General features: G+C 68.6%; 23 protein-coding genes. 15 read left to right on the top strand and 8 right to left on the bottom strand.

What is annotated here, in order from left to right:
- Window positions 1–3 precede the first annotated feature (3 nt).
- Complete coding sequence (locus GIY56_RS13795; RefSeq protein ID WP_154765425.1) at window positions 4–2,427, bottom strand: penicillin acylase family protein; 2,424 nt, start codon at window positions 2,425–2,427, stop codon at window positions 4–6.
- Window positions 2,428–2,584: 157 nt separating this feature from the next.
- Here GIY56_RS13795 and GIY56_RS13790 point away from each other — a divergent pair, with 157 nt between their 5' ends.
- Complete coding sequence (locus tag GIY56_RS13790; RefSeq protein ID WP_154765424.1) at window positions 2,585–3,448, top strand: NAD(P)-dependent oxidoreductase; 864 nt, start codon at window positions 2,585–2,587, stop codon at window positions 3,446–3,448.
- Here GIY56_RS13790 and GIY56_RS13785 read toward each other — a convergent pair.
- The 3 genes from GIY56_RS13785 to GIY56_RS13775 are packed head-to-tail and all read right to left on the bottom strand — an operon-like array spanning window position 3,445 to window position 6,476.
- Window positions 3,445–4,218 (bottom strand): hypothetical protein, encoded by a 774-nt coding sequence (locus GIY56_RS13785; RefSeq protein WP_230312537.1) that lies wholly within the window; start codon window positions 4,216–4,218, stop codon window positions 3,445–3,447. The two genes, GIY56_RS13790 and GIY56_RS13785, sit on opposite strands and share 4 nt — an antisense overlap.
- On the bottom strand, window positions 4,215–5,615 hold the full coding sequence (locus GIY56_RS13780; RefSeq protein ID WP_154765423.1) for a dihydrolipoyl dehydrogenase: 1,401 nt from the start codon (window positions 5,613–5,615) through the stop codon (window positions 4,215–4,217). Before GIY56_RS13780 ends, GIY56_RS13785 begins: the two co-directional genes overlap by 4 nt.
- A 60-nt stretch (window positions 5,616–5,675) precedes the next feature.
- Window positions 5,676–6,476, bottom strand: coding sequence for a 2-dehydro-3-deoxygalactonokinase (locus GIY56_RS13775; protein ID WP_154765422.1), 801 nt, complete (start codon window positions 6,474–6,476; stop codon window positions 5,676–5,678).
- A gap of 99 nt (window positions 6,477–6,575) precedes the next feature.
- On the opposite strand from GIY56_RS13775, the gene GIY56_RS13770 reads away from it, so the two are divergent.
- The 4 genes from GIY56_RS13770 (at window position 6,576) to GIY56_RS13755 (ending at window position 10,479) form a co-directional block, all read left to right on the top strand.
- Window positions 6,576–7,391: a TIGR00282 family metallophosphoesterase gene (locus GIY56_RS13770; RefSeq protein ID WP_154765421.1), complete on the top strand. Its 816-nt coding sequence runs from the start codon at window positions 6,576–6,578 to the stop codon at window positions 7,389–7,391.
- Between the two features lie 91 nt (window positions 7,392–7,482).
- Window positions 7,483–9,261: an SLC13 family permease gene (locus tag GIY56_RS13765; protein ID WP_154765420.1), complete on the top strand. Its 1,779-nt coding sequence runs from the start codon at window positions 7,483–7,485 to the stop codon at window positions 9,259–9,261.
- Between the two features lie 108 nt (window positions 9,262–9,369).
- Complete coding sequence (locus tag GIY56_RS13760) at window positions 9,370–9,594, top strand: DUF1127 domain-containing protein (RefSeq protein WP_154765419.1); 225 nt, start codon at window positions 9,370–9,372, stop codon at window positions 9,592–9,594.
- Window positions 9,595–9,735: 141 nt separating this feature from the next.
- Entirely contained in the window at window positions 9,736–10,479 is a 744-nt protein-coding gene (locus GIY56_RS13755; protein WP_154765418.1) for a YebC/PmpR family DNA-binding transcriptional regulator, read from the top strand.
- 95 nt (window positions 10,480–10,574) lie between these two features.
- Here the strand turns inward: GIY56_RS13755 and GIY56_RS13750 are convergent, their stop codons facing one another.
- A complete protein-coding gene (locus GIY56_RS13750; RefSeq protein ID WP_154765417.1) occupies window positions 10,575–11,432 on the bottom strand; it encodes a LysR family transcriptional regulator ArgP in 858 nt (285 codons plus the stop codon).
- An 81-nt stretch (window positions 11,433–11,513) separates the two neighbouring features.
- Between GIY56_RS13750 and GIY56_RS13745 the strand changes: the two genes are divergently transcribed.
- Window positions 11,514–12,107, top strand: coding sequence for a LysE/ArgO family amino acid transporter (locus GIY56_RS13745; RefSeq protein WP_154765416.1), 594 nt, complete (start codon window positions 11,514–11,516; stop codon window positions 12,105–12,107).
- Between the two features lie 39 nt (window positions 12,108–12,146).
- Window positions 12,147–13,043 carry a DMT family transporter gene (locus GIY56_RS13740; protein ID WP_230312536.1) on the top strand — a complete coding sequence of 299 codons (897 nt, stop codon included), beginning with the start codon at window positions 12,147–12,149 and terminating at the stop codon, window positions 13,041–13,043.
- A gap of 50 nt (window positions 13,044–13,093) precedes the next feature.
- On the opposite strand, the gene glyA is transcribed toward GIY56_RS13740, so the two are convergent.
- Window positions 13,094–14,389 (bottom strand): serine hydroxymethyltransferase, encoded by a 1,296-nt coding sequence (gene glyA / locus GIY56_RS13735; protein ID WP_154765415.1) that lies wholly within the window; start codon window positions 14,387–14,389, stop codon window positions 13,094–13,096.
- A gap of 119 nt (window positions 14,390–14,508) precedes the next feature.
- Here glyA and GIY56_RS13730 point away from each other — a divergent pair, with 119 nt between their 5' ends.
- The 7 genes from GIY56_RS13730 (at window position 14,509) to GIY56_RS13700 (ending at window position 20,419) form a co-directional block, all read left to right on the top strand.
- Window positions 14,509–15,300 carry an NAD kinase gene (locus tag GIY56_RS13730; RefSeq protein WP_328288556.1) on the top strand — a complete coding sequence of 264 codons (792 nt, stop codon included), beginning with the start codon at window positions 14,509–14,511 and terminating at the stop codon, window positions 15,298–15,300.
- 65 nt (window positions 15,301–15,365) lie between these two features.
- A complete protein-coding gene (alr, locus tag GIY56_RS13725) occupies window positions 15,366–16,382 on the top strand; it encodes an alanine racemase (RefSeq protein ID WP_154765413.1) in 1,017 nt (338 codons plus the stop codon).
- Window positions 16,379–17,143: an MlaE family ABC transporter permease gene (locus GIY56_RS13720; RefSeq protein ID WP_328288555.1), complete on the top strand. Its 765-nt coding sequence runs from the start codon at window positions 16,379–16,381 to the stop codon at window positions 17,141–17,143. The genes alr and GIY56_RS13720 overlap by 4 nt, the downstream gene beginning before the upstream one ends.
- A complete protein-coding gene (locus GIY56_RS13715) occupies window positions 17,140–17,853 on the top strand; it encodes an ABC transporter ATP-binding protein (protein ID WP_154765411.1) in 714 nt (237 codons plus the stop codon). The genes GIY56_RS13720 and GIY56_RS13715 overlap by 4 nt, the downstream gene beginning before the upstream one ends.
- 61 nt (window positions 17,854–17,914) lie before the next feature.
- Entirely contained in the window at window positions 17,915–18,991 is a 1,077-nt protein-coding gene (locus GIY56_RS13710; RefSeq protein ID WP_196053635.1) for a PhoH family protein, read from the top strand.
- Window positions 18,984–19,478 (top strand): rRNA maturation RNase YbeY, encoded by a 495-nt coding sequence (gene ybeY, locus GIY56_RS13705; protein WP_154765410.1) that lies wholly within the window; start codon window positions 18,984–18,986, stop codon window positions 19,476–19,478. Before GIY56_RS13710 ends, ybeY begins: the two co-directional genes overlap by 8 nt.
- Entirely contained in the window at window positions 19,478–20,419 is a 942-nt protein-coding gene (locus GIY56_RS13700; protein WP_154765409.1) for a hemolysin family protein, read from the top strand. The genes ybeY and GIY56_RS13700 overlap by 1 nt, the downstream gene beginning before the upstream one ends.
- On the opposite strand, the gene GIY56_RS13695 is transcribed toward GIY56_RS13700, so the two are convergent.
- Window positions 20,416–21,372 carry an alpha/beta fold hydrolase gene (locus GIY56_RS13695; RefSeq protein ID WP_154765408.1) on the bottom strand — a complete coding sequence of 319 codons (957 nt, stop codon included), beginning with the start codon at window positions 21,370–21,372 and terminating at the stop codon, window positions 20,416–20,418. The two genes, GIY56_RS13700 and GIY56_RS13695, sit on opposite strands and share 4 nt — an antisense overlap.
- Before the next feature lie 6 nt (window positions 21,373–21,378).
- Window positions 21,379–21,663, bottom strand: a complete 285-nt coding sequence (locus GIY56_RS13690) for an SCP2 sterol-binding domain-containing protein (protein ID WP_154765407.1) — start codon at window positions 21,661–21,663, stop codon at window positions 21,379–21,381.
- A gap of 187 nt (window positions 21,664–21,850) precedes the next feature.
- Between GIY56_RS13690 and GIY56_RS13685 the strand changes: the two genes are divergently transcribed.
- A complete protein-coding gene (locus GIY56_RS13685; protein ID WP_230312535.1) occupies window positions 21,851–22,318 on the top strand; it encodes a tetratricopeptide repeat protein in 468 nt (155 codons plus the stop codon).
- The last annotated feature ends 3 nt before the right edge of the window (window positions 22,319–22,321 follow it).

Raw genomic sequence — 22,321 nt, 5'->3', positions numbered from 1 at the left:
CCCTTACGGGGCCGCAGGTTGCAGGGTCATGATTCCCGTTGCCGCCGCGCGCGCCAGTTGCGGGTCCAGCGACATGCCGATGTATTCGCCCCGCCGCCACAGCCCCGCCAGATCGTCGTAATGCCGCGACAGCGGATGGCCCGACTGCCCGGTCGAGATGATGAACACCGAACTGTCGGGATCGGCCAGGTCATAGACGCCGCGATAGCCGGGACCGGTTGCCGCCTCGAACGGGTTCGGGCCGGTGCCCAGCATGGTGGTGGAGGACAGCGTGAAAGTCCCGCCCGAGATCGCTTGCGGCAGGTTCACGATCCAGCCCAGCACCCCGATCTGGCCCAGTCCCGGATGCACGTGCCGCGCCTGATGCGCATCGCCCCACCGCCAGCTGGTCACATCCGGGCCATAGCGTTGCGTCAGGTCCAGGATGGCCCGGTCCAGCGCCTGGCGGGCGATGGTGGTGCAATCCTCGGCCGGGGCGCTTTGCACGATGTCGCACCAGGCGCCCGCGCCGCTCCGATTGCGGAACACGGAATCGACAAAGCCCGGATGCAGCCTGCGGATGTCGTCGGCCACCGGACCAAGCTCGTCCCGGATCAGGCGGTCCTGTAGCGCACCCATCCAGGCGGCATAGATCAGCGGCTCGGGCAGGTGCTCGCTCATGGCGCCGTCCCATTCGGCCAGCAGGTTCAGTGCGTCCTGGCGCTGGCGTTCCGGCGTGCCGGGGGCGGCGGGTTCGCCCGTGAACCACAGATCCGCCCCCACCAGGGGCAGCAGCGCGCGGGCCGCCGGGCTGACGACATCCAGTTGGGCCGCGATGAAGCTGTCGCGGGAATGGACCTCGCGGTCCTTCAGCAGATGCGCAAGCCGGGTGCGGCGCAGGGCCAGGGGGCCGCGTTCCTCGGTCGCGAAGGCCAGCCCTTCTTCGGTCGGGCTGTCCTCGGACACGGGAACGAGGCCCTGCCATTCCCCCTCGGCCAGCCAGCCGGGCACGGGCATCGCGCCGCCGGTCGGGTGGTTGGCCGCCCGCTGCGGCATGGCGCCCACCGTCACCTGGCGGATGCCGTCGCTGCCGGCCAGCGTCACGGCCATGGCGGGGGCAACGACCCGGCCAAGCGCGGTCGCCGCGCTGCCCGTATCGGTCGCCCGCATCACCCCGATCAGCGCCGACATCGTGGTGTCGGTGCCCGACAGGCCTGTCCAGCGCAGCGCCGCGACATGGCCCAGGGGCGTGACATCCGCCAGCCCCGGATCCAGCAGCGGCACAAGCGGGCCGTTGCGGCTGCTGCGCAGGGTGATGGCGCGGTTCGGCTCGTCCAGCACGCGGATCACCTCGCGCCGGGTGGCGAATTCCGTCCAGCCGCCCGCGCCGCGATAGCGGTCAGCGCGGCCGGGCTGGATTTCCTCGATGGCGATGTCGGCGTCGTCCATGGCGGCAGGCGCGATGCCCCAGGCCAGTTGCGGATTGCGCCCGGAAAACACCACTGGCATCCCGGGAACGGTCGCCCCAATCACCCCGCCCGAGGTCAGTTGCAGCCGCGCGAGGTAATACATCGAAGGCGCAACCAGCGGCGCCTGCGGATCATTGGCCAACAGCGCGCCGCCCGCCGCCGTCCGGTCCGCCGCGGCGGCAAAGCCGTTGGCGCCAAGCCCGCTGCCCGGGCGTAGGAAATCCGTGGCATCGCGGTCGGGGGCCGGGCCGCGGCGCGCCTCGGGCGGGGCCAGGCGGGCGCCGGGGAACAGGTCGGCATAGCGGGGCAGGAGGATGGCGGGGGTATTCCCCTCGCCGACCAGCAGGTCCGTCCCGCGTTCCGGCCAGGTCAGCGACAGCCGGGCGCGCAGGATCTCCTCGGCGGCCGAATTGCTGGCGGCGGCGGCCAGCAGCTTCAGGATGGCCAGCGAATCGGCGGGCTGCCAATAGGCGATGTCCTGGGGCAGCACGAAGAACTCGGGCGCGCCGCGGCCAAGCGCGCCCTTGTTGACCTGGGCGATCCACTGGTTCACCCCGTCGGAATAGGCCCGCAGCGCCGCCTGCGTCGCCTGGTCCTGGGAATCGAGCGAGGCGCTCGCGTTGCGGTAAAGCTCCAGCCGCCGGGCCAGATCGTCGGCGGGAAAGGCGCCCGCGCCATAGACCTCGGCCAGGCGGCCCTGGGCCGCGCGGCGCAGCAGCGTCATCTGGAACAGCCGGTCCTGGGCATGGGCCAGGCCCAGGGCGAAGAACACGTCCTCGTCCGTCTGGCCGAAGATATGGGGCACGTTCTCGGTCGATCGCACGATCTCGACCGGGGCCGAGATCCCCTGGACCTGCAGCGTGGCGTCATAGTCGGGAAGCGACCGGACGGCGAAATACCAGGCCAGGATCACCGCCGCGACCAGCAGCACGATCAGGCCGATGGTCAGCCGCAGAAGCCAGCGGAAAAGGGTCAGCATGTCGGAAGATGATCCATGGGCCGGTCCGCTGCCTGTCCTTGTGGGGGTGCCGATGCGCTTGACCACGGCGCGCCGGAATGTTGGGTTGCTGCATAATCGAGGCGCGGGGCCAGTTCAACGGATGGCGGATCGCGCCGCATGATGGATCGAGGGGAACATGGCAAGGCTGGCATTTCTGGGAATGGGCGTGATGGGCGCGCCGATGGCGGGGCATCTGCAAGCCGCCGGGCATCAGGTGACGGTGTTCAACCGCACCCGCGCCAAGGCCGAGGCCTGGGTGGCCCGCCATGGCGGGTCCTGCGCCGCCACCCCGCGCGAGGCGGCATCCGGGGCCGATCTGGTGATGGCCTGCGTGGGCAATGACGACGACCTGCGCTCCGTCTGCCTTGGCCCGGACGGCGCTTTTGCCGGCATGGCGCCGGGCGCGGTCTTCGTGGACCACACGACCGTATCGGCAGCGGTGACGCGGGAACTGGCGCAGGCCGCGCAGGTGGTGGGGATTGGCTATGTGGATGCGCCGGTCTCAGGCGGGCAGGCGGGGGCCGAGAATGGCCAGCTGTCGGTGATGTGCGGCGGGACGCAGGTGGATTTTGACAGCGCCGCGCCGGTGATCGACGCTTATGCCAGGATCTGCCGCCGCATGGGCAACGTGGGCGCGGGCCAGATCACCAAGATGTGCAACCAGATCGCCATTGCCGGGCTGGTGCAGGCCCTGTCGGAATCGCTGGCCTTTGCGAAGAAATCAGGGCTGGAGGTCGAACAGGTGGTCGAGGTGATCAGCCAGGGCGCCGCCGGAAGCTGGCAGATGGTCAACCGCCACAAGACCATGGACCAGGGCCAGTTCGAGCATGGCTTTGCCGTGGACTGGATGCGCAAGGATCTGGCGATCTGCCTGGCCGCCGCCGACGAGGTCGGGGCCTCGCTGCCCGTCACCGCGCTGGTCGATCAGTTCTACAAGGACGTGCAGCGGATGGGCGGGGGCCGCTGGGACACCTCGTCGCTGATCGCGCGGCTGGACTAGCGGCCCTTCGCCTCGGCCCGTTTCAGGGCGGGTTCGGCGCGGGCCAGCGCCTTGCGGACATGGTCGGGAAAGCTGCCCGGTTGGATCGCCAAGGTGTCCGAATGGGCGGCGCAAAGGGTGCGGGTGTCGCGCCAGTCCTCGGCGATCCGCACGGCCCAGTTCCGGAAATCCTGCGCGGCGCCGGGGCGGTCCTGGAGGGCCTGCCCCAGGGTCGGGTGAAAGCTGACGCGGGGCAGCCGCAGCAGGCGGCGCAGCAGGCCGGGGACCGGCAGCACGTTCAGCGTGTCGTCCACGTGCAGGCTGCCGCTGGCGGGATGAAAGGCCAGCAGCGATCCGGCATGGACGCGTTCGTTCTGGCAGATGTAGTCGATCCCGTCCGGCAGCGAAAAGCGCAGGTCAGGAAAGCGCGCGGCGACTTCGGGCGATTCGACCAGATCAGGTTGCCAGGGCAAATCCGGCCACTTGCGGCGGTGGCGGTCCGATCCGAACAGCTGCGCCTGCGGGAACATGGCGTGCATCGCCTGGCAATGCAGGGTGTGGAAGGGATGCAGGTTCAGCACCGCCTCGACCGCGCGGCCCTCGTCGGTCAAGGCCATGACCTGCCGGGCGATGTCGGGACCGAAGCCATAGGAATCCAGGAACACGAACCGCCCCGAGGACAGCCGCACCAGCGAACTGTGCGTGCCTACATTCACCAGCCCGCCGATTCGCAGGGTGCCGCGAATGTTCCAGAAGCCGTTGCCCAAGTCGATCAGTCGTTCCGCCATCATGCCCCCGGGGGATTGCCGTCGTCGCGCAGCGTCAGGTTGGCCCGGCGGCACAAATCGCGCAAGGCGGGTTTCAGCCCTTCCTCCAAGGTGGGGTGATAGAAGGGCATGTCCAGGACATCCGCCGCGCTGGCGCCCCGAATGATCGCCAGGACCAGAAGATGCGCCATGTGATCGCCCCCCGGCACCGCCAGGTCCGCGCCGATCAGCCGGCCCGTCTTGTCGGCCCCAAGGCGCAGCAGTCCGGCGGCCTTACCCTCGACCCGCGCACGGCCCTGGTCGGCATAGCTGGCATGGGCGTTCAGGGCGCATTCGTCGGGCGGCGCGCCGATGGCGGCAAGGGGCGGATCGGTGAAGGTGATGGTGAACAGGGGCGGGCGGTCGGCGGGCTGGACCTTGGGCCAGAGGGCGGCGTTGGTCCCGGCGATGGTGCCGTCCAGCCGGGCCTCGTGCAGCACGGGCGCATCGCCATCCGCATCGCCCGCCATGAAGATGGCCGTGTCGCTGCACTGCATGGTCATTCGGTCGAAATCCGGCACGCCTCTGTCGTCCAGGGACAAGCCCGTGGCCTCCAGGTTCAGGCCATCCAGCGCCGGGGCGCGGCCTGTCGCCACAAGAACATGGCTGAACGCCTCGGTCCCGCCGTCCCACTCCAATCGGATCGTGTCCCCCTGGACCGAAGGCCGGGGCGCGCAGCCAAGATGCAGGGCGACATCCATGCCGTAGATCTCGCGAAAGGCGTCATGAACCCGGTCGCAGCGGATCCCGGCCAGCCTGTCGCCTTTGTCGAACATCGCCACCCGGACGCCCAATCGGCCCATGGCCTGCGCCAGTTCCGCGCCCAGCGGTCCCGCGCCGATCACGGCCAGGCTTCGTGGCAGATCCTCAAGCTCGAACAGCGAATCGCTGGTCAGCACGCGCGGTCCGAGGTCGCGATAGGGCTTGGGGATCACGGGCGCCGAGCCTGTGGCGATCACCACCGCCCGCGCCGCGACCTGCCGCCCGTCGTCCAGGTCCAGCCGGTCGGGCGCGGCGAAGCGGGCGCGGGCGTCGAGGCAGGTGCCCGGGGGCAGGTCGCGATAGCTGTCCTTGACCCCCTGCACGAAGCGGTCGCGTTCGGTCCGCAGGCGTTCCATCACGCGGCGGCCATCCACCCGCGCAGCCGGAATGTCGATGCCCATCATGCGCGCCCTGTCCAGGCCGGCATGGGCGCGCGCCGCCGCGATCAGCAGCTTGGACGGCATGCAGCCGGCGCTGGCGCACAATGTCCCCCGGAAGCCGTCGTCGATCAGCAGCGTCCTGGCCCCTGCGGCCCGCGCCGCGCGTTCCGCCGCAAGCCCCGCGGTCCCCGCCCCGATGATCGCCACGTCGCAGGACAGGTCGGGCGTGGTCTCGGTCATCGCGGCGCTCCTGGCCTTGGGTGTCGGCAACAGAACGGCAAGGGGCGGCGCGGGTTCCGGTCAGAGCGCCCGGCGCGCGGCGCGAAAGCCGTCCAGCAGCGCGCGGGTCGGGTCGGCCATGGCGGGCGCAAGGCCCTGCGTCACCAAAGCCTCGGCATAGCGGTCGGCCAGCCAGCCGTGGCCGATGACGGTGACCGGCTGGCCCAGCCACCAAGGCCGGGCCGCCGCAAGCTCGGCCCCGATCAGCAGGCCCGCCATCTGCGCGTGGGCCGCAGGCGGGGTCGTCAGCCCCATCGCCAGCCGCGCCCGGGCCGAGGACAGTTCCGCCGCAAGCCCCGCCGGGCGGGACAGTGCGTCCTGCACGGCTTCGGCAAAGCCTGCGCTTGCACCGTCCGGCATCGAGGCGGTCAGCGCCGACAGCAACTCGCCCGTCAGAAAGCTGCGAAAGCTGACGACCTCGCCCGCGCTGAGATGCGCCCAGACTGTCTGCTGGCCCGGCAGGCACAGCACGCCGTCAAAGTCGGGATGGCGGGCCAGATGCCCGGCGATGCGGGTTGCCTGTGCGCCGATCAGATCCGCCGGGCGGTCCTGCACCAGGCCCGGAAGCGCGTGCAGCGTGACACGGGGATCAAGTGCCAGAGCAGGCAGGGGCGGCGGGGGCGGGCAGGGCACCCGCACCGGCGCGGACCCCGGCCAGCCCGACGCGATCACGTCGATGGCAGCCCCTGGCGCCAGCATCGCGCGCAGGGCCGCCGCCGGATCGTCCCCGGCAGGCGCCGTGATCGCCGCCCCTTGGGCATCGCCGCGAAACAGCCACAGCCGCAACTCGCCCGTCACCAGTTCTGCCGCTGCCCAATCCATTGCTGCCCCCTGTCATGCGGCGGCAAGATGGCCGCGCCCTGCCGCCCTGTCCAGAGACGGCGCTTGAAGCGCGGCGGCTTCACGCGTAACCAGCCCCTCATGCGGATACTCTTTCTTGGCGATGTGATGGGCCGCGCCGGACGGCGTGCGATAACCGAGCGGCTGGCGCCGCTGCGCGCGCGGCTGAAGGCCGACCTGGTGGTGGTGAATGCCGAAAACGCCAGCGGCGGGCGCGGCTGCACGGCGGGACACGCGCAACTGCTGCTGGATGCGGGCGCCGATTGCCTGACGCTGGGCGACCACGCCTTCGACCAGAAGGACATGCTGACCTTCATCGAGCGCGAAGCGCGAATCGTCCGCCCCCTGAACTTCGCCAAAGAGGCTCCGGGCCGGGGCAGCGCCATCATCGCAGACGCGCGCGGGCGCAAGCTGCTGGTGACGCAGGCGCTTGGGCAGGTGTTCATGTCGCGGCCCTATGACGATCCGTTCTCGGCGCTGGACGCCGTCCTGCGCGCCCATCCCCCGGGCGGCATGGTCCAGGCCGCCCTTGTCGATTTCCACGCCGAGGCCACCAGCGAGAAGATGGCGGCCGGGCATTTCTGCGACGGCCGCGCCAGCGCCGTGGTGGGCACCCATACCCATGTGCCCACGGCGGACGCGCAGATCCTGCCGCGCGGGACGGCCTATCAGTCGGATGCCGGGATGTGCGGCGATTACGACAGCGTCATCGGCATGGAGAAGACCGAGCCTTTGCGCCGCTTCATCACCGGCATGACCCGCGACCGCTTCACCCCGGCCGAGGGGGATGCAACCCTGTCCGGGGTCCTGATCGTGACCGACGACCGCAGCGGCCTGGCCACCGGGATCGAACCCGTGCGCGAGGGCGGTCGGTTGGCGCAAGCGCATCCCGTGTGAAACGGATCCCGCTTTCGCTTGCGGTTGCGGGGAAAACAATTCTATGACCGCGACGATTTGCCGGTGACCGGCGCCGTTCGACAGGGGCTTCATGCTTGGATTTGAATTGACCGGAACGAATGCGGCGGTCGCGATGCTGGTCATCGTCGCGATCACCTTTGTCCAGTTCATCCGGGAAAAGCAGCCGCCCGAGGTCGTGGCCATCGGATCGGCCGCCACCATGCTGGCCCTGGGCCTGCTTCCCGCCGAGGATGCGGCGGGCGTGCTGTCGAACGCGGCCCCCTGGACCATCGCCTTCATGTTCCTGATCATGGGCGGCCTGCTGCGCACCGGCGCGCTGGAGATCATGTCCCGCATCGTGACCGCGCGCGCCGTCACCAATCCCGCCTTCACGATCTGCGCGCTGTTCGCCTTTGTCATCATGGCCTCGGCCGTGATGAACAACACGCCGGTCGTGGCGGTGATGATCCCCATCTGCATCCAGCTTGCGGGCCGGCTGAAGCTGTCCCCGTCGAAATTGCTGATCCCGCTCAGCTATTTCACGATCCTGGGCGGCATGATGACGCTGATCGGAACCTCGACCAACCTCTTGGTCGATGGCGTGGCCCGCGAACAGGGCCTGGCCCCCTTCACCATCTTCGAGATCGCGCCCGTGGGGATCGCCATCACCCTGGCGGGCGTTGCCTATTTCGCGCTGCTGGGACGACGGCTGCTGCCCGACCGGACCTCGCTGGCGGGCTTCCTGGGGTCCCGGCGCGAGATGAAGTATTTCACGGAACTGGCCATCCCCGAGGATTCGAGCCTTGTCGGCCAGAGGGCCGTCGAGGTCACCCTGTTCCGGCGCGACGCCGTGCGCCTGATCGACGTGCTGCGCGGCGACGCGTCCCTGCGGCGCAACCTGGCCGAGGTCGTGCTGGAACCCGGCGACCGCGTGGTGCTGCGGTCCGAAATGGCCGACCTGCTGGAATTCCTGGGCAACAAGAACCTGCAGGTGGTGGACAAGCTCAGTTCGGTCGCGACCGAGACGGTCGAGGTGCTGATCTCGCCCGGTGCGCAGCTGATCGGGCGCCGCCTGGGCGACATGCGGTTGCGCCGCCGTTACGGCATCTATGTGCTGGCGGCGCACCGGCGCGACCAGAACATGGGCCGCCAGCTGGACGACCTGGTGGTCCGCGTGGGCGACACGCTGCTGCTGGAAGGCGCGCCCGAGGACATCGCGCGGCTTGCCGCCGACATGGGGCTGGTCGATGTCTCGCGCCCCTCGGTCCGGGCCTATCGCCGGGAACGCGCGCCGATCGCTATCGTCTGCCTGCTGTCGGTGGTGACGCTGGCCGCGCTGGATGTCGCGCCGATCCAGGTGCTGTCCTTCCTGGCCGCCGCCGTGATCCTGCTGACGCGCTGCATCGACGCCGAGGAAGCCTTTTCCTTTGTCGATGGCCGCCTCATGGCGATGATCTTTGCCATGCTGGCCGTGGGCGAGGCGCTGGAACATACCGGCACCGTCCAGCTGATCGTGGATTTCGTGTCCCCGACCCTGCGCAACCTGCCGCCCTTCGCCACGCTGATCGCCATCTATTTCTTGGGCCTGGTGATGACCGAGATCCTGTCGAACAACGCGGTCGCCGTGCTGCTGACGCCCATCGCCATCGCCCTTGCGCAGTCGCTGGGCCACGATCCGCGCCCCTATGTGGTGGCGGTCATGTTCTCGGCCACGGTGGCCTTTGCCACGCCCATCGGATACCAGACGCACATGATGGTCTATGGTCCCGGCGGCTACAAGTTCAGCGATTTCGTGCGCGTGGGGGTGCCGCTGGACATCCTGTGCGGGATCGTCGCCTGCCTGGTCATTCCCCTCTTCTGGCCCCTGTGACGCCCCTGCAATGCTGCCATGCAGCATCGGCCATTGTTCCGGCCGGGCTTCCCCCCGATATTGCATGGCAAGAGGGGGAACGGCCTTGTGTTGCAAAGGAGTTTCCAGATGGCCAGCACGTCCACTTTCGACAAACCCCGCCTGTCCCTCAGGGGACTTCTCGCGGCGCCGTTCGTTGCCTTCGGCAATATCGCGATCCTGATAGCCCGGGCCAGCCCCAGGGTCCGCGCGATCGAGCGCCTGAACGGCATCAGCGATGCGGAACTGGCACGCCGCGGTTTGACCCGCGATGGCGAAATCCGCCGGATCCTGGGTGCCGCCGCCGCGATCTGACCCTGCTGCGGCCGATCTGCCCAAGGCGCCCGTCCGGTCGGACAGGGCGCCTTTCTTCTGTGCGGCGCGCCTTGCGATGCGCCGCCGGGCTGGACTAAAAGCGCCCCCATCCGCTTACGAACCGCGAAGGACGACCGAACCATGGCAGGCCATTCCAAATGGGCCAACATCCAGCATCGCAAGGGCCGGCAGGACAAGATCCGGGCGAAGCTGTTTTCCAAGCTGTCGAAGGAAATTACCGTGGCCGCCAAGATGGGCGATCCCGATCCCGACAAGAACCCGCGCCTGCGCCTGGCAGTCAAGGAAGCGAAGTCGAATTCCGTCCCCAAGGACGTGATCGACCGCGCCATCAAGAAGTCCCAGGGCGGCGATGCCGAAAGCTATGAGGAGATCCGGTACGAGGGCTATGGTCCCAACGGCATCGCCCTGGTGGTCGAGGCGATGACCGACAACCGCAACCGCACCGCGTCGAACGTGCGTAGCTATTTCACCAAGGCAGGGGGCGACCTGGGCCAGACCGGCTCGGTCAGCTTCATGTTCGACCGCGTGGGCGAGATCCTGTATCCGCTGTCCGCGGGCGATGCCGACACCGTGATGCTGGCCGCGATCGAGGCGGGCGCCGACGATGTCGAGACCGACGAGGAAGGCCACTGGATCTATTGCGCCGACACCGCGCTGAACGAGGTGTCGCAGGCGCTTGAGGCGACCCTGGGCGAATCCGAGACCGCGAAGCTGATCTGGAAGCCGCAGGCCCCGACCGAGATCGCGGATCTGGAAACGGCGCAGAAGCTGATGAAGCTGATCGACACGCTGGAGGACGACGACGACGTGCAGAACGTCACCGGCAATTTCGACATCTCCGACGCGGTGGCCGCCCAGCTGTAAGCTGGCCGGTTCCTGTCGGGGACGGTGGCGGGGGGCCAGCCCCCCGGTCCCTGCGGGACTCCCCCCGGGATATTTGGACAAAGGTGAAAGGGCCGTCAGGGCAGGAGGGCTGCCCGGGCGGCCTTCATGATGGCCTGGGTCAGGGGGGCGAGGGCCGGGGCGGTGATGCGGCTGAACTGCCAGAAAAGCGGCACGTCCAGCGGCAGGCCGGGCGCGAGGTCGATCAGGCGGCCGCCGTCCAGGTCGTCGCGGATCATCGGTTCGGGGTTCATGCCCCAGCCGATGCCAAGGCGCGCCGCCGCGGCAAAGCCATGCGCTGTCGGGATGCGGTGCATCGGCAGGACGACGCGCCTGCCGGTCAGCGCCTGGACCCAGCGGGTTTGCAGCGCATCCTTGGCATCGAAGCAAAGCGAGGGGGCGAGGGCCAGGGATTCCGCCGTCACGCCGTTCGGGAAATGGCGAGCCACGAAGCCGGGGCTTGCCACAGCCCGATAGCGCAGGATGCCAAGCCGCAGGCTGTCGCAGCCCGTCACGGCGCGGCTGTCGCTGGTCAGCGCGGCCACGACCCTGCCGCCCTTGAGCCAGTCGAGCGCATGGTCCTGGTCGTCGATGGTCAGGTCCAGAAGGCCCGGCGCGGCGGCCAGCGCGGGCATTGCCCAGCTTGCCAGGCTGTCGGCGTTGACCGCCAGGCGCAGCACCGGGCGGTCCTGCGACAGCGCCAGGCCGGATTCCAGCAGCCGGACCTGGTCCAGATGCGCGGCCAGCCGCAGGCCCTGCGCGGTCGCCGCGACAGGCGGGCCGCGGTCGATCAGGACGGTGCCCATGCGATCCTCGAGCGCGCGGACGCGCTGCGAGATGGCCGAAGGCGTCACGCGCAGGGCAGCAGCCGCACCCTCGAAAGAGCCGGACCGGATGATCTCGGCAACGGCGGCAAGGGCGGGATAGTCCAGCATGAGCACGCCTTCACCAGGTTAAGACCGTTTCAGTTTATCTTATCCTTGCATCATGCAAAAGCGGTGGCCGGAGGTGCCGCCATGATGTCCTATGCCGCCGGTCTTGGAACCGGATTGTCCCTGATCGTCGCCATCGGCGCGCAGAATGCCTTCGTGCTGAAGCAGGGGCTGATCCGGCATCACGTCTTTTGGGTCTGCCTGTTCTGCGCCTTGTCCGATGCGGCCCTGATCCTGTTGGGCGTCAACGGCATCGCCCGGATCGGATCGGCGGCCCCATGGCTGCTGGCAGGGTTGAAATGGGCGGGCGCCGCCTTCCTGATCTGGTATGGCGCCCGGTCCTTTCGCGCGGCCTGGCAGGGCGGCGGCGCGTTGCGGCCCGAAGGCGGCGCTGTCAGCCTGCCCAGGACGCTGGCGGTGATCGCGGCGCTGACCTGGCTCAACCCGCATGTGTGGCTGGATACCGTGGTGCTGGTCGGCGCGATCTCGGCCCAGTGGCCCCGGCCGGGGGTGTTCGGGCTTGGGGCCGTGACGGGATCGTTCCTGTTCTTCTTCGCGCTTGGCTATGGTGCGCGATTGCTTGCCCCGGTCTTTGCCCGCCCCCGCGCCTGGCAGGTGCTGGAGGTTCTGATCGGCATGGTCATGTGGATCATCGCCCTGACATTGATCGTCGATTGAGCCTTGCACCCGCCCCGTGAAGCGGTCCAACTGCACGCCATGCAGATCGACACGCAAACGCGCCGCGACCTTGCGGGCATGGGCTGGATGCTGGCGACGGGTCTGTGCTTTGTCGCCGTGAATGGCATCGTCCGCTGGCTGGGCGGCGCTTTGCCCGCGCCGCAGTCGGCCTTTATCCGCTTCGTCTTCGGGCTGGTCTTCCTGGGGCCGGTCCTGGTCCCGGGACTGCGGTCCGGCTTTTCGCCGCGCATCTGGCGGCTGCTGAGCCTGCGCGGGGCGCTGCATGTGCTGGCGGTGATCGCCTGGTTCTATGCCATGTCGCGCATCCCCGTGGCCGAGGCGACGGCCATCGGCTTCCTGAACCCCATCGTCGTGACGGTGGGCGCGGCGCTGTTCATGGGCGAAAGGCTGGCCCTGCGGCGCGTCGCGGCGGTTGGCGTGGCGCTGGCGGGCGCGCTTGTGGTGCTGCGGCCCGGGCTGCGCGACCTGGATCCGGGGCATCTGTCGCAGATCGTCGCCTCGCTGGCCTTTGGCGCGTCCTATCTGGTGGCCAAGCGCATTTCCGAGCATGTCCCGGCCTCGGTGGTCGTGGCGATGATGTCGCTGACGGTGTCGGTCGGGCTGGCGCCGCTGGCCTGGGCGGTCTGGGTGCCGCCCACATGGGGGCAGGTCGGCTGGCTGGGGCTGGTCGCGGTCTTTGCGACGGCGGGTCATTACACCATGACGCGCGCCTTTGCCGCCGCACCCTTGACGGTGACGCAGCCCGTGACCTTCCTGCAACTGATCTGGGCCAGCCTGCTGGGCATCTTCGTCTTCCACGAGCCGCTGGATGGCTGGGTGATCCTGGGCGGCGGGATGATGATCGGCGCCATCACCTATATCACCTGGCGCGAGGCGCGGCTGCGGGTTGCCGCCATCCCTGCCGCCGCCGAATAGAAAACCCCGCCGCGACGGGTGCGCGGCGGGGCATCGGTCCTGTCAGCAGGTCACATCCCGGCGTAAAGCGGGAAGCGTGCGCACATCTGGGCAACCTCGGCCTTTACCTTGGCCTCGACTTCTGCATTGCCTTCCTCGCCATTGGCGGCCAGGCCATCGACGACCTCGACGATCCAGCGGGCGATCTGGCGGAATTCGTCCTCGCCGAAGCCGCGCGTGGTGCCCGCAGGGGCGCCCAGGCGGATGCCCGAGGTGACGAAGGGCTTTTCGGGATCGAAGGGCACGCCGTTCTTGTTGCAGGTGATGTGGGCGCGGCCCAGGGCTGCCTCGGTCGCCTTGCCGGTCACGCCCTTCGGGCGCAGGTCGGCCAGGCACAGGTGGTTGTCGGTGCCGCCCGACACGATGTCGATGCCGCCCTTCATCAACTCGTCCGCCATGGCCTGCGCGTTCTTCACAACCTGCGCGGCATAGGCCTTGAACGAGGGTTGCAGCGCCTCGCCGAAGGCCACGGCCTTGGCGGCGATCACGTGCATCAGCGGGCCGCCCTGAAGGCCGGGGAAGACTGCGCTGTTGATCTTTTTCGCGATGTCGGCGTCGTTGGTCAGGATCATCCCGCCGCGCGGGCCGCGCAGGGACTTGTGCGTCGTCGTGGTCACGACATGCGCGTGGGGCAGGGGAGAGGGGTGCTGCCCGCCCGCGACCAGGCCCGCGATATGGGCCATGTCCACCATCAGGTATGCGCCCACCTCGTCCGCGATCTTGCGGAAGGCGGCCCAGTCCCACACGCGGCTGTATGCCGTGCCGCCCGCGACGATCAGCTTGGGCTTGTTTTCCAGGGCCTTCTGACGAATGTCCTCCATGTCCAGCAGCTGGTCCTGCTGGCGCACGCCATAGCTGACCACGTTGAACCACTTGCCCGACATGTTCACGGGCGAGCCATGCGTCAGGTGCCCGCCCGAGTTCAGGTCCAGGCCCATGAAGGTGTCGCCCGGCTGCAGCAGCGCCAGGAACACGGCCTGGTTCATCTGGCTGCCGCTGTTCGGCTGGACGTTGGCAAAGTCGCAGTCGAACAGCTTCTTCGCGCGCTCGATCGCCAGGGTCTCGGCAATATCGACATACTGGCAGCCGCCATAGTAGCGCTTGCCCGGATAGCCCTCGGCGTATTTGTTGGTCAGGACGGAACCCTGCGCCTCGAGCACGGCCTTGGACACGATGTTCTCGGACGCGATCAGCTCGATCTCGTCACGCTGGCGGCCAAGTTCCTGGGTGATGGCCTTGGCGATCTCGGGATCGCTGCTGGCCAGCGTTTCGGTGAAGAATCCGGTTTCGCGGGTCGGGGCGTTCATGGGTCTCGCGTCCTTATCATCGGGCCAAGGGGCGGCGGTTTGGCGCCCTCATACTCCAAGGGTGACAATGCGAAAAGTCACAAATGCAACGGGGCTTGCAATGCCCGGTGGCGCGTCGGATGCTGCCCGCGCATGGGGGCAGGGGCATCATGACGACACGGATCCACTTCACCGCCAGCGAGGCCGAGACCGCGCAACAGGCGCTGACGGTGCTGTCGGACCGCTATGGCGCGGTGGATCTGGACCGCTGCGATGTGGTGGTGGCGCTTGGCGGCGACGGCTTCATGCTGCAGACCCTGCACGCCCTGACCGGCCGCGACCTGCCGGTCTATGGGATGAACCGGGGCACCGTGGGCTTCCTGATGAACGGCTATGTCGAAGACGGCCTGCCCGAACGGCTGGCTGCGGCCGAGGAGACGGTCATCAACCCCCTGCGCATGTGCGCGACCCGCGCCGACGGGTCCGTGCAGGAGGCGCTGGCGATCAACGAGGTCAGCCTTTTGCGCGAGGGTCCCCAGGCCGCCAAGCTGCGCATCCATGTGGACGGCCGGATGCGGATGGAGGAACTGGTCTGCGACGGCGCGCTGATCGCCACGCCGGCGGGGTCCACGGCCTATAACTATTCCGCGCATGGTCCCATCCTGCCGATCGATTCCGAGGTTCTGGCCCTGACCGCCATCGCCCCCTTCCGCCCCCGCCGCTGGCGCGGCGCGCTGCTGCCCAAGAAGGCCGAGGTCGAGATCGAGGTGCTGACCCCCGAACGCCGCCCGGTCATGGCCGACGCGGATTCTCGTTCAGTTCGCCATGTCGTGCGCGTCCAGATCCGCAGCGCGCAGGACGTGCGCCACCGGCTGCTGTTCGACAACGGCCACGGGCTTGAGGAACGGTTGCTGCGCGAACAGTTCGTGTGATCCGGGCTGGAAGCGCGGGGCGATTTCTGGTTTGAGGGGCGCGACCCTTTCAGGACCGGCCCGCCATGACCCTGCATATCGACCTGCAAGCCATCGTCGCCAACTGGACCGCGCTTGCCGCCAAGGCCCCCGGCGCGCGGCCCGGCGCCGTGGTCAAGGCCGACGCCTATGGCCTGGGCGCCGCCCGCGTGGCGCCCGCGCTGTATGAGGCCGGGGCGCGTGATTTCTTCGTGGCCTTGGCCAGCGAGGGCCGCGCCCTGCGCCCGCATCTGCCGGACGACGCCCGCATCAACGTCCTGTCCGGGCATATGGAGGGCGCGGATCTGGCGGGCCTGGTCCCCGTCCTGAACAGCCCCGAGCAGTTCTTCCGCGACCGCGCCATGCGTCCGGGCAAGCCCTTCGCGATCCAGCTGGATACCGGCATGAACCGCCTGGGGATGGAACCCGGCGAATGGTCCGCCATCCGGGCCGAGGTTCTGGCCGCCAGGCCCGATTTCATCATGTCGCACCTCGCCTGCGCGGACGAACCGGGCCACCCCGCCAATGCCGCGCAACTGGCGGCCTTCCGCGCCATGACCGATGATTGCGGCGTGCCCCGTTCGCTGTCCGCCACCGGAGGGATCCTGCTGGGGCCGGATTACCACTTCGACCTGATCCGTCCCGGCATCGGCCTGTATGGTGCGCTGCCCTTTGCGGATGCCCAGTCGGTGCTGCGCCTGTCCCTGCCGGTGATCCAGACGCGGACCGTGCAGCCGGGCGAGTTCGTGGGCTACAGCGCGACATGGACGGCTGACGCCCCGCGCCGCATCGCCACGGTCGCGGCGGGCTATGCCGACGGGATCCTGCGCTCGATCTCGTCCAAGGGGGCCAGCCTTTATGCGGCGGGCACGGCCTGTCCCATCGTGGGGCGCGTGTCCATGGACCTGATCACCGCCGATGTGACGGGCCTGGCCGATGTGCCGGGTGAACTGGACCTGATCTGCCCCGAACAGCCGGTGGATCGGCTGGCGGACCATGCGGGCACCATCGGATACGAGATCCTCACCTCGCTTGGTCCCCGCTACGACCGGATCTATCGGTGAAGCCAGTCCGCCTGATCGGCCGCGCCGCCCTGTCGCTGACGCGCGGCATCGGCGCCGTGGCGCTGTTCACTGGGCGCGGGCTGTTCCGGCTGCGGCCCTTTCATGCCCGCGCCTTCGCGGCGCAACTGGTCCAGATCGGCTGGCTGTCGCTGCCGGTGGTGGGCCTGACCGCGCTGTTCACCGGCGCGGCGCTGGCCTTGCAGATCCATTCGGGCGGCGCGCGGTTCCAGGCCGGCGACGTGGTGCCCGCCATCGTCGCCATCGGCATGGTGCGGGAACTCGGCCCCGTCCTGGGCGGGCTGATGGTCGCGGCGCGCGTGGCCAGTTCCATCGCGGCGGAAATCGGCACCATGAAGGTGACCGAACAGATCGACGCGCTTGTCACGCTGTCCACCGACCCGATGCGCTGGCTGGTCACGCCGCGCCTGTGGGCGGCGGTGCTGACCGTGCCCGTGCTGGTCGGCGTGGGCGACATCATCGGCATCGCGGGCGGCTGGCTGGTCGGCACGCAGTCGCTGGGCTTCAACTCGGCCGCTTATCTGGCGAACTCGGCGGCCTATCTGGAACGCTGGGACGTGGTGTCGGGCCTGTTGAAGGGCGCGGTCTTCGGGCTGATCGTCGCGGTCTGCGGCTGCTGGTTCGGCATCCATTCCGGGCGCGGCGCGGCGGGCGTGGGCCGGGCCACCAAATCCGCCGTGGTTGCCGCCGCCGTGGGGATCCTGGCCGCGAACTTCGTGCTGACGGGGCTGTTCTTCGAATGATCCAAGTTGCGGGGCTGCGCAAATCCTTCGGCGGCAAGTCCGTGCTGGCCGGCGTCGATCTGGCGGTGGGGCAGGGCGAAAGCCTGTGCGTGATCGGCCAGTCGGGCACGGGCAAGTCGGTCCTGCTGAAATGCATCCTGGGCCTGACCACGCCGGATGCCGGGCAGATCCTGTGGCAGGGCCGCCCGCTGGACGCGGCCACCCGCCCGGCCTTCCTGTCCCGCTTCGGGATGCTGTTCCAGGGGGCCGCGCTGTTCGACAGCCTGACCGTCTGGCAGAACGTGGCCTTCCGCCTGCGCCAGCGGATGCCCGACGCGCAGGCCCGCGCCATTGCGGTGGAAAAGCTGGCGCGCGTCGGCCTGGGGCCGGAAACCGCCGACCTGATGCCCGCCGAACTGTCGGGCGGCATGGCCAAGCGCGCGGGGCTGGCCCGCGCCATCGCCGACGACCCGGCGGTGATCTTTTTCGACGAGCCGACCACCGGCCTGGACCCCATCCGGGCGCGGCGGATCAACGGCCTGATCCGGGGGATCGTCAGGGAAACCGGCGCGACCGCGATCACCATCACGCACGACATGGATTCGGTCCGCGCCATCGGCGACCGGGTGGCGCTGCTGGAAAACGGCCGCATCGTCTGGGACGGTCCGGTTTCCGGAATGGATCACGCCGCGCCCCTGGCGGGGTTTCTTGGCAACACCCCGCCACTATGACCTTGTGCGAATCCTCTTGGAGGGCCACCATTGGATCAAGACGCCTGAGCAGGAGAAAGATTTGGGCCTTACGCCTACGCCCCCCGTCGCGACCCCTTCGACCGAAACCCTGCTGGAATTTCCCGACAACCGGCTGCTGATCGACCTGTGCGGTGCCAACGACCGCCACCTTGCCCGGATCGAGGAGGCGCTTGGCGTCCATATCCTGCGGCGCGGCAATCAGGTCGCCGTGGTCGGCGGTCCCGAGGCGCAGGCCGAGGCCGCGCTGCTGCTGCGCGGGCTTTACGCGCGGCTGGAACAGGGCCGCCCCGTGTCCCTGGCCGAGGTCGAGGCCGCCTTGCGCATGGGCGTGGACGATACCGCCCCCACGACACCCGCCGAACAGATCGAGATGTTCGCGGCGGGCGATTACGAACTGCGCACCCGCAAGAAGTCGGTCGAACCCCGCACGGACGCGCAAAAGGCCTATGTCCGGTCGCTGTTCCAGAACGAACTGGCCTTCGGCATCGGGCCTGCGGGCACCGGCAAGACCTATCTGGCCGTCGCGGTCGGCGTGACCATGCTGATCGGCGGGCATGTGGACAAGATCATCCTGTCGCGCCCGGCGGTCGAGGCAGGCGAACGCCTGGGCTTCCTTCCCGGCGACATGAAGGAAAAGGTCGATCCCTACATGCAGCCGCTTTACGACGCGCTGAACGACTTCCTGCCCGCCAAACAGATGCAGAAGCTGATGGAGGAAAAGCGGATCGAGATCGCGCCCCTGGCCTTCATGCGCGGCCGCACCCTGTCCAACGCCTTCGTGGTGCTGGACGAGGCGCAGAACGCCACCTCGATGCAGATGAAAATGTTCCTGACCCGCTTGGGCGAGGGTTCGCGCATGGTGATCACCGGCGACCGCACCCAGATCGACCTGCCGCGCGGGATGCTGTCGGGCCTTGTCGATGCCGAACGCATCCTGGACGGGGTCAAGGGGATCAGCTTCAGCTATTTCACCGCCAAGGATGTCGTGCGCCACCCGCTTGTCGCGCGCATCATCACGGCGTATGACGCCGAGGATGCCGCGGCCCTGGCGCGCGGCGAATCAGAGGAACCGCGCGGGCAATACGTCCCCCGCCGGGCGATGCGAGGCGATGCCTGACGACATATCCACCGATTGCGTCATCGAGGATGACCGATGGGAGAGGCTGGGGCTTGAGGCCCTGGCCGAACGCGCTGTCGGGGCCGCGCTGACCTGGCACGGCGTCAGTGGAGAGGTCGTGGTCATGGGCTGCGACGACGCCCGCATCGCGGCCCTGAACGCCGATTTCCGCGGCAAGCCGCGCGCGACGAACGTGCTGTCCTGGCCCTCGGTCGAGCATGTGCCGCATGAACCCGGCGAAACCCCGGAACTGCCGGACGAGGATGAACTGGGCGACATCGCCATCGCCTATGACACCTGCCTGGCCGAGGCCGAGGCGCAGGGCAAGCCGGTCGCCAATCATGTCACGCATCTTCTGGTCCATGCGACCCTGCATCTGCTGGGCTATGACCACATGAACGACGCCGACGCGGAAACCATGGAGGCCGCCGAGCGTTCGATCCTGGCGCGGCTGAATATCCCCGATCCTTATCACGAGAAGGTCTGATGAACTCCGAGTCCCGATTACCTGGCCACCCCCTTGGTGCCGATGCCGCCTCCGAGGCGGATGGCACTGGCGGGGAAGGACGGGATCTTCCCAGTTCGCGCGGTTTCCTGGGGCGGTTCTTCGATGCCCTGAAGGGCGCGGATGACGACGCGGACGACAGCGACAGACCTGCCACGCTCGTGCCCGGCATGGTCAACCTGCGGCGGATGCGCGTGGACGACGTGGCCGTTCCCAAGGCCGAAATGATCGCCGCGCCCGAAACCAGCAGCCTGGACGATCTGGTCGCGCTGTTCCGCGAACACGGCTTTTCCCGCCTGCCGGTCTATGACGAGACGCTGGACAGCCCCCTGGGCATGATCCACCTCAAGGATCTGGCGTTGAAGCACGGCTTTGGCGCGAACGGCGAATTCCAGCTTCGGCCCATGCTGCGGCCCTTGCTGTATGTGCCGCCGTCGATGTCCATCGGCGTCCTCTTGCAGCAGATGCAGCAGAAACGCATCCACATGGCGCTGGTCATCGACGAATATGGCGGCGTGGACGGCCTTGTCACCATCGAGGATCTGATCGAGCAGGTCATCGGCGAGATCGAGGACGAGCATGACGAGGCCGAGGGCAGCCTGTGGGTCCTGGAAAAGCCCGGCCAATGGCTGATCCAGGCCCGTGCCTCCGTCAGCGATGTCGAGGCCGAAACCGGGCTGACCCTGACCGGCGAGGACGAGGACGACGACATCGACACCCTTGGCGGGCTGATCTTCGTGCTGGCGGGCCACCTGCCTGCGCAGGGCGAGGTGATCCCCCATGCCTCGGGCGCGGAATTCGAGGTGGTGGATGCCGATCCGCGCCGCATCAAGACCGTGCGCCTGCGCCTGCCCGCAGCAGCCGCGGCCGCGAAGATCGAGCCGATGCATATCCCCCGGGTGCTGCCCGACAGGAAGGCCTAAGGCCCCACAGCGCCCCCGAACAGGGACAGCGCCGCCGACAGGAAGGCGGCGCGATGGCCGGGGGCGCACATCATGATCTCGTGCCGCACCTCGGGGATTTCCAGCAGGGTGGCACCCGGCCAGCGGGCCACCCGGTCGCGGATCGCCGTGGCCGAGACGACCTTTTCCTGACCGCCCAGACTGACCAGCGCGGGAACGGCGGGCGAGTCCAGCCGCGACAGGCGCAGGCATTCGTTCAACGCCTTGCCCACCCAGTCGAAGCTGGCCCCGCCCAGCGTCAGGTCGGGCCAGGCGGCAGCCTCGCGCACCATGCGGCACCATGCGTCGGCATCGGTCGTCAACAGGTTGGCGCTGAAGCTTTCGTCCAGGACATAGGTGCCAAGGGCGCCGCCGCTGCCCGGCGCGGGCCGCGCGCCCCGGCCCAAACGGCCCGCAAGATAGGCCATGCCCACGGCCACGCCATGCGGCATCTGCCGCAGGTTGATCCCCCACATGGGCGCGGAAAAGGCCGCGGACGCGACCGGCAAGCCCCCGTGCAGCGCCGCCAGCCCGATGCAGCCGCCCATCGAATGGGCCAGCAGGTGCCAGGGCCGGGGCAGGCCCATGTTCGTCGCAGCTTCCACCATCCGAGCCACGTCGCGCTGATAATCGGCAAACTGCCCGACATGGCCAACCCGCGCATCGGGCAGCAGGCGGTCCGACAGCCCCTGGCCGCGCCAGTCGATCGCCAGCACGTCATAACCCGCAGCGGTCAGCGCCTGCGCGATCCCTGCATATTTTTCCACATATTCGGTGCGGCCGGGGAACAGCAGGACGCTGCCCCGGCTGTCCGCGCTGGCGGCCCAATGGGCCAGCCGCAATGTCACGCCGTCATCGGCCTGAACCCGGAACGCTTGCGCCGGGCGGGACGGATCGCCCGGCAACTGCCTGAAGGGGGCGGGCCGCGCCTGCATCGGGGATCAGGACAGGGCCTGACCCAGCTGCATGGCGACGCCCATGGATCCGTCGATCTTCAGCTTGCCCATCATGAAGGCGGTGGCGGGGTTCACGCTGCCGTTCAGGATGCCTTCAAACGTGTCGCGGCTGGCGAACAGCGTCACCTCGGCCTCCTCGTCGCCCGCGCGAACGCCGTTCTCGTCGATCATGATCGCGCCTTCGTTCTCGATCACGAATTTCGCGGTCGAACCGAAGCTGTCGATCTTCGCGCTCAGTTTCTCGACGGCGGCATTCACAACATCGCTCATTCGCTTTTTCCCCTTCCGATGGGACTGGCGCCCGGCGGCCGGGCTGATTAAGATCCAGGATATGCGTCTGGTCCGCCACATTATCCATAATGTCGTTGCGGCAATCCGCCACCGAATAATTACGATTTTCCTGATTGTCCCGGCTTTCGTCCTGGCAACCGGGGCGGGTGCGCAAGACGGCCCCGACATGGACGCGCTGTTCCGCCGCCTGGCCGAACCCCAGGGCGAAGCCTGGCGCATCGCCGAATCGGACATCCTGCGCGAATGGTCGAAATCCGGATCCGCCGCGATGGACCTGCTGCTGCAACGGGGCGAAGACGCGCTGGACGGGGGCGACATCCCCGGGGCCATCGGCCACCTGACGGCGCTGACCGATCACGCGCCCGACTTTGCCACGGGCTTTTACACCCGTGCCGCCGCCTATGCGAGCGCCGGGCAGTTCGGCCCCGCCTTCCAGGACTTGGCGCGTGCCTTGCAACTGGAACCCCGCCATTTTCCCGCGCTGACCCAACTGGGGGTGATGCTGGAGGAAACGGGCGAAACCGAACGCGCGCTTCAGGCCTATCGCGAAAGCCTGACCATCCATCCCCACCAGCAAGAGGCGATCGATGGTGTCGCCCGTCTGGAACGGCAGCAAGGCGGCACCGATATCTAGGCC

This window comes from Paracoccus lichenicola, assembly GCF_009708075.1.
In the GTDB taxonomy this organism is placed as follows: Bacteria; Pseudomonadota; Alphaproteobacteria; order Rhodobacterales; family Rhodobacteraceae; genus Paracoccus; species Paracoccus lichenicola.
This window is presented reverse-complemented; position numbering and strand designations above follow the sequence as displayed.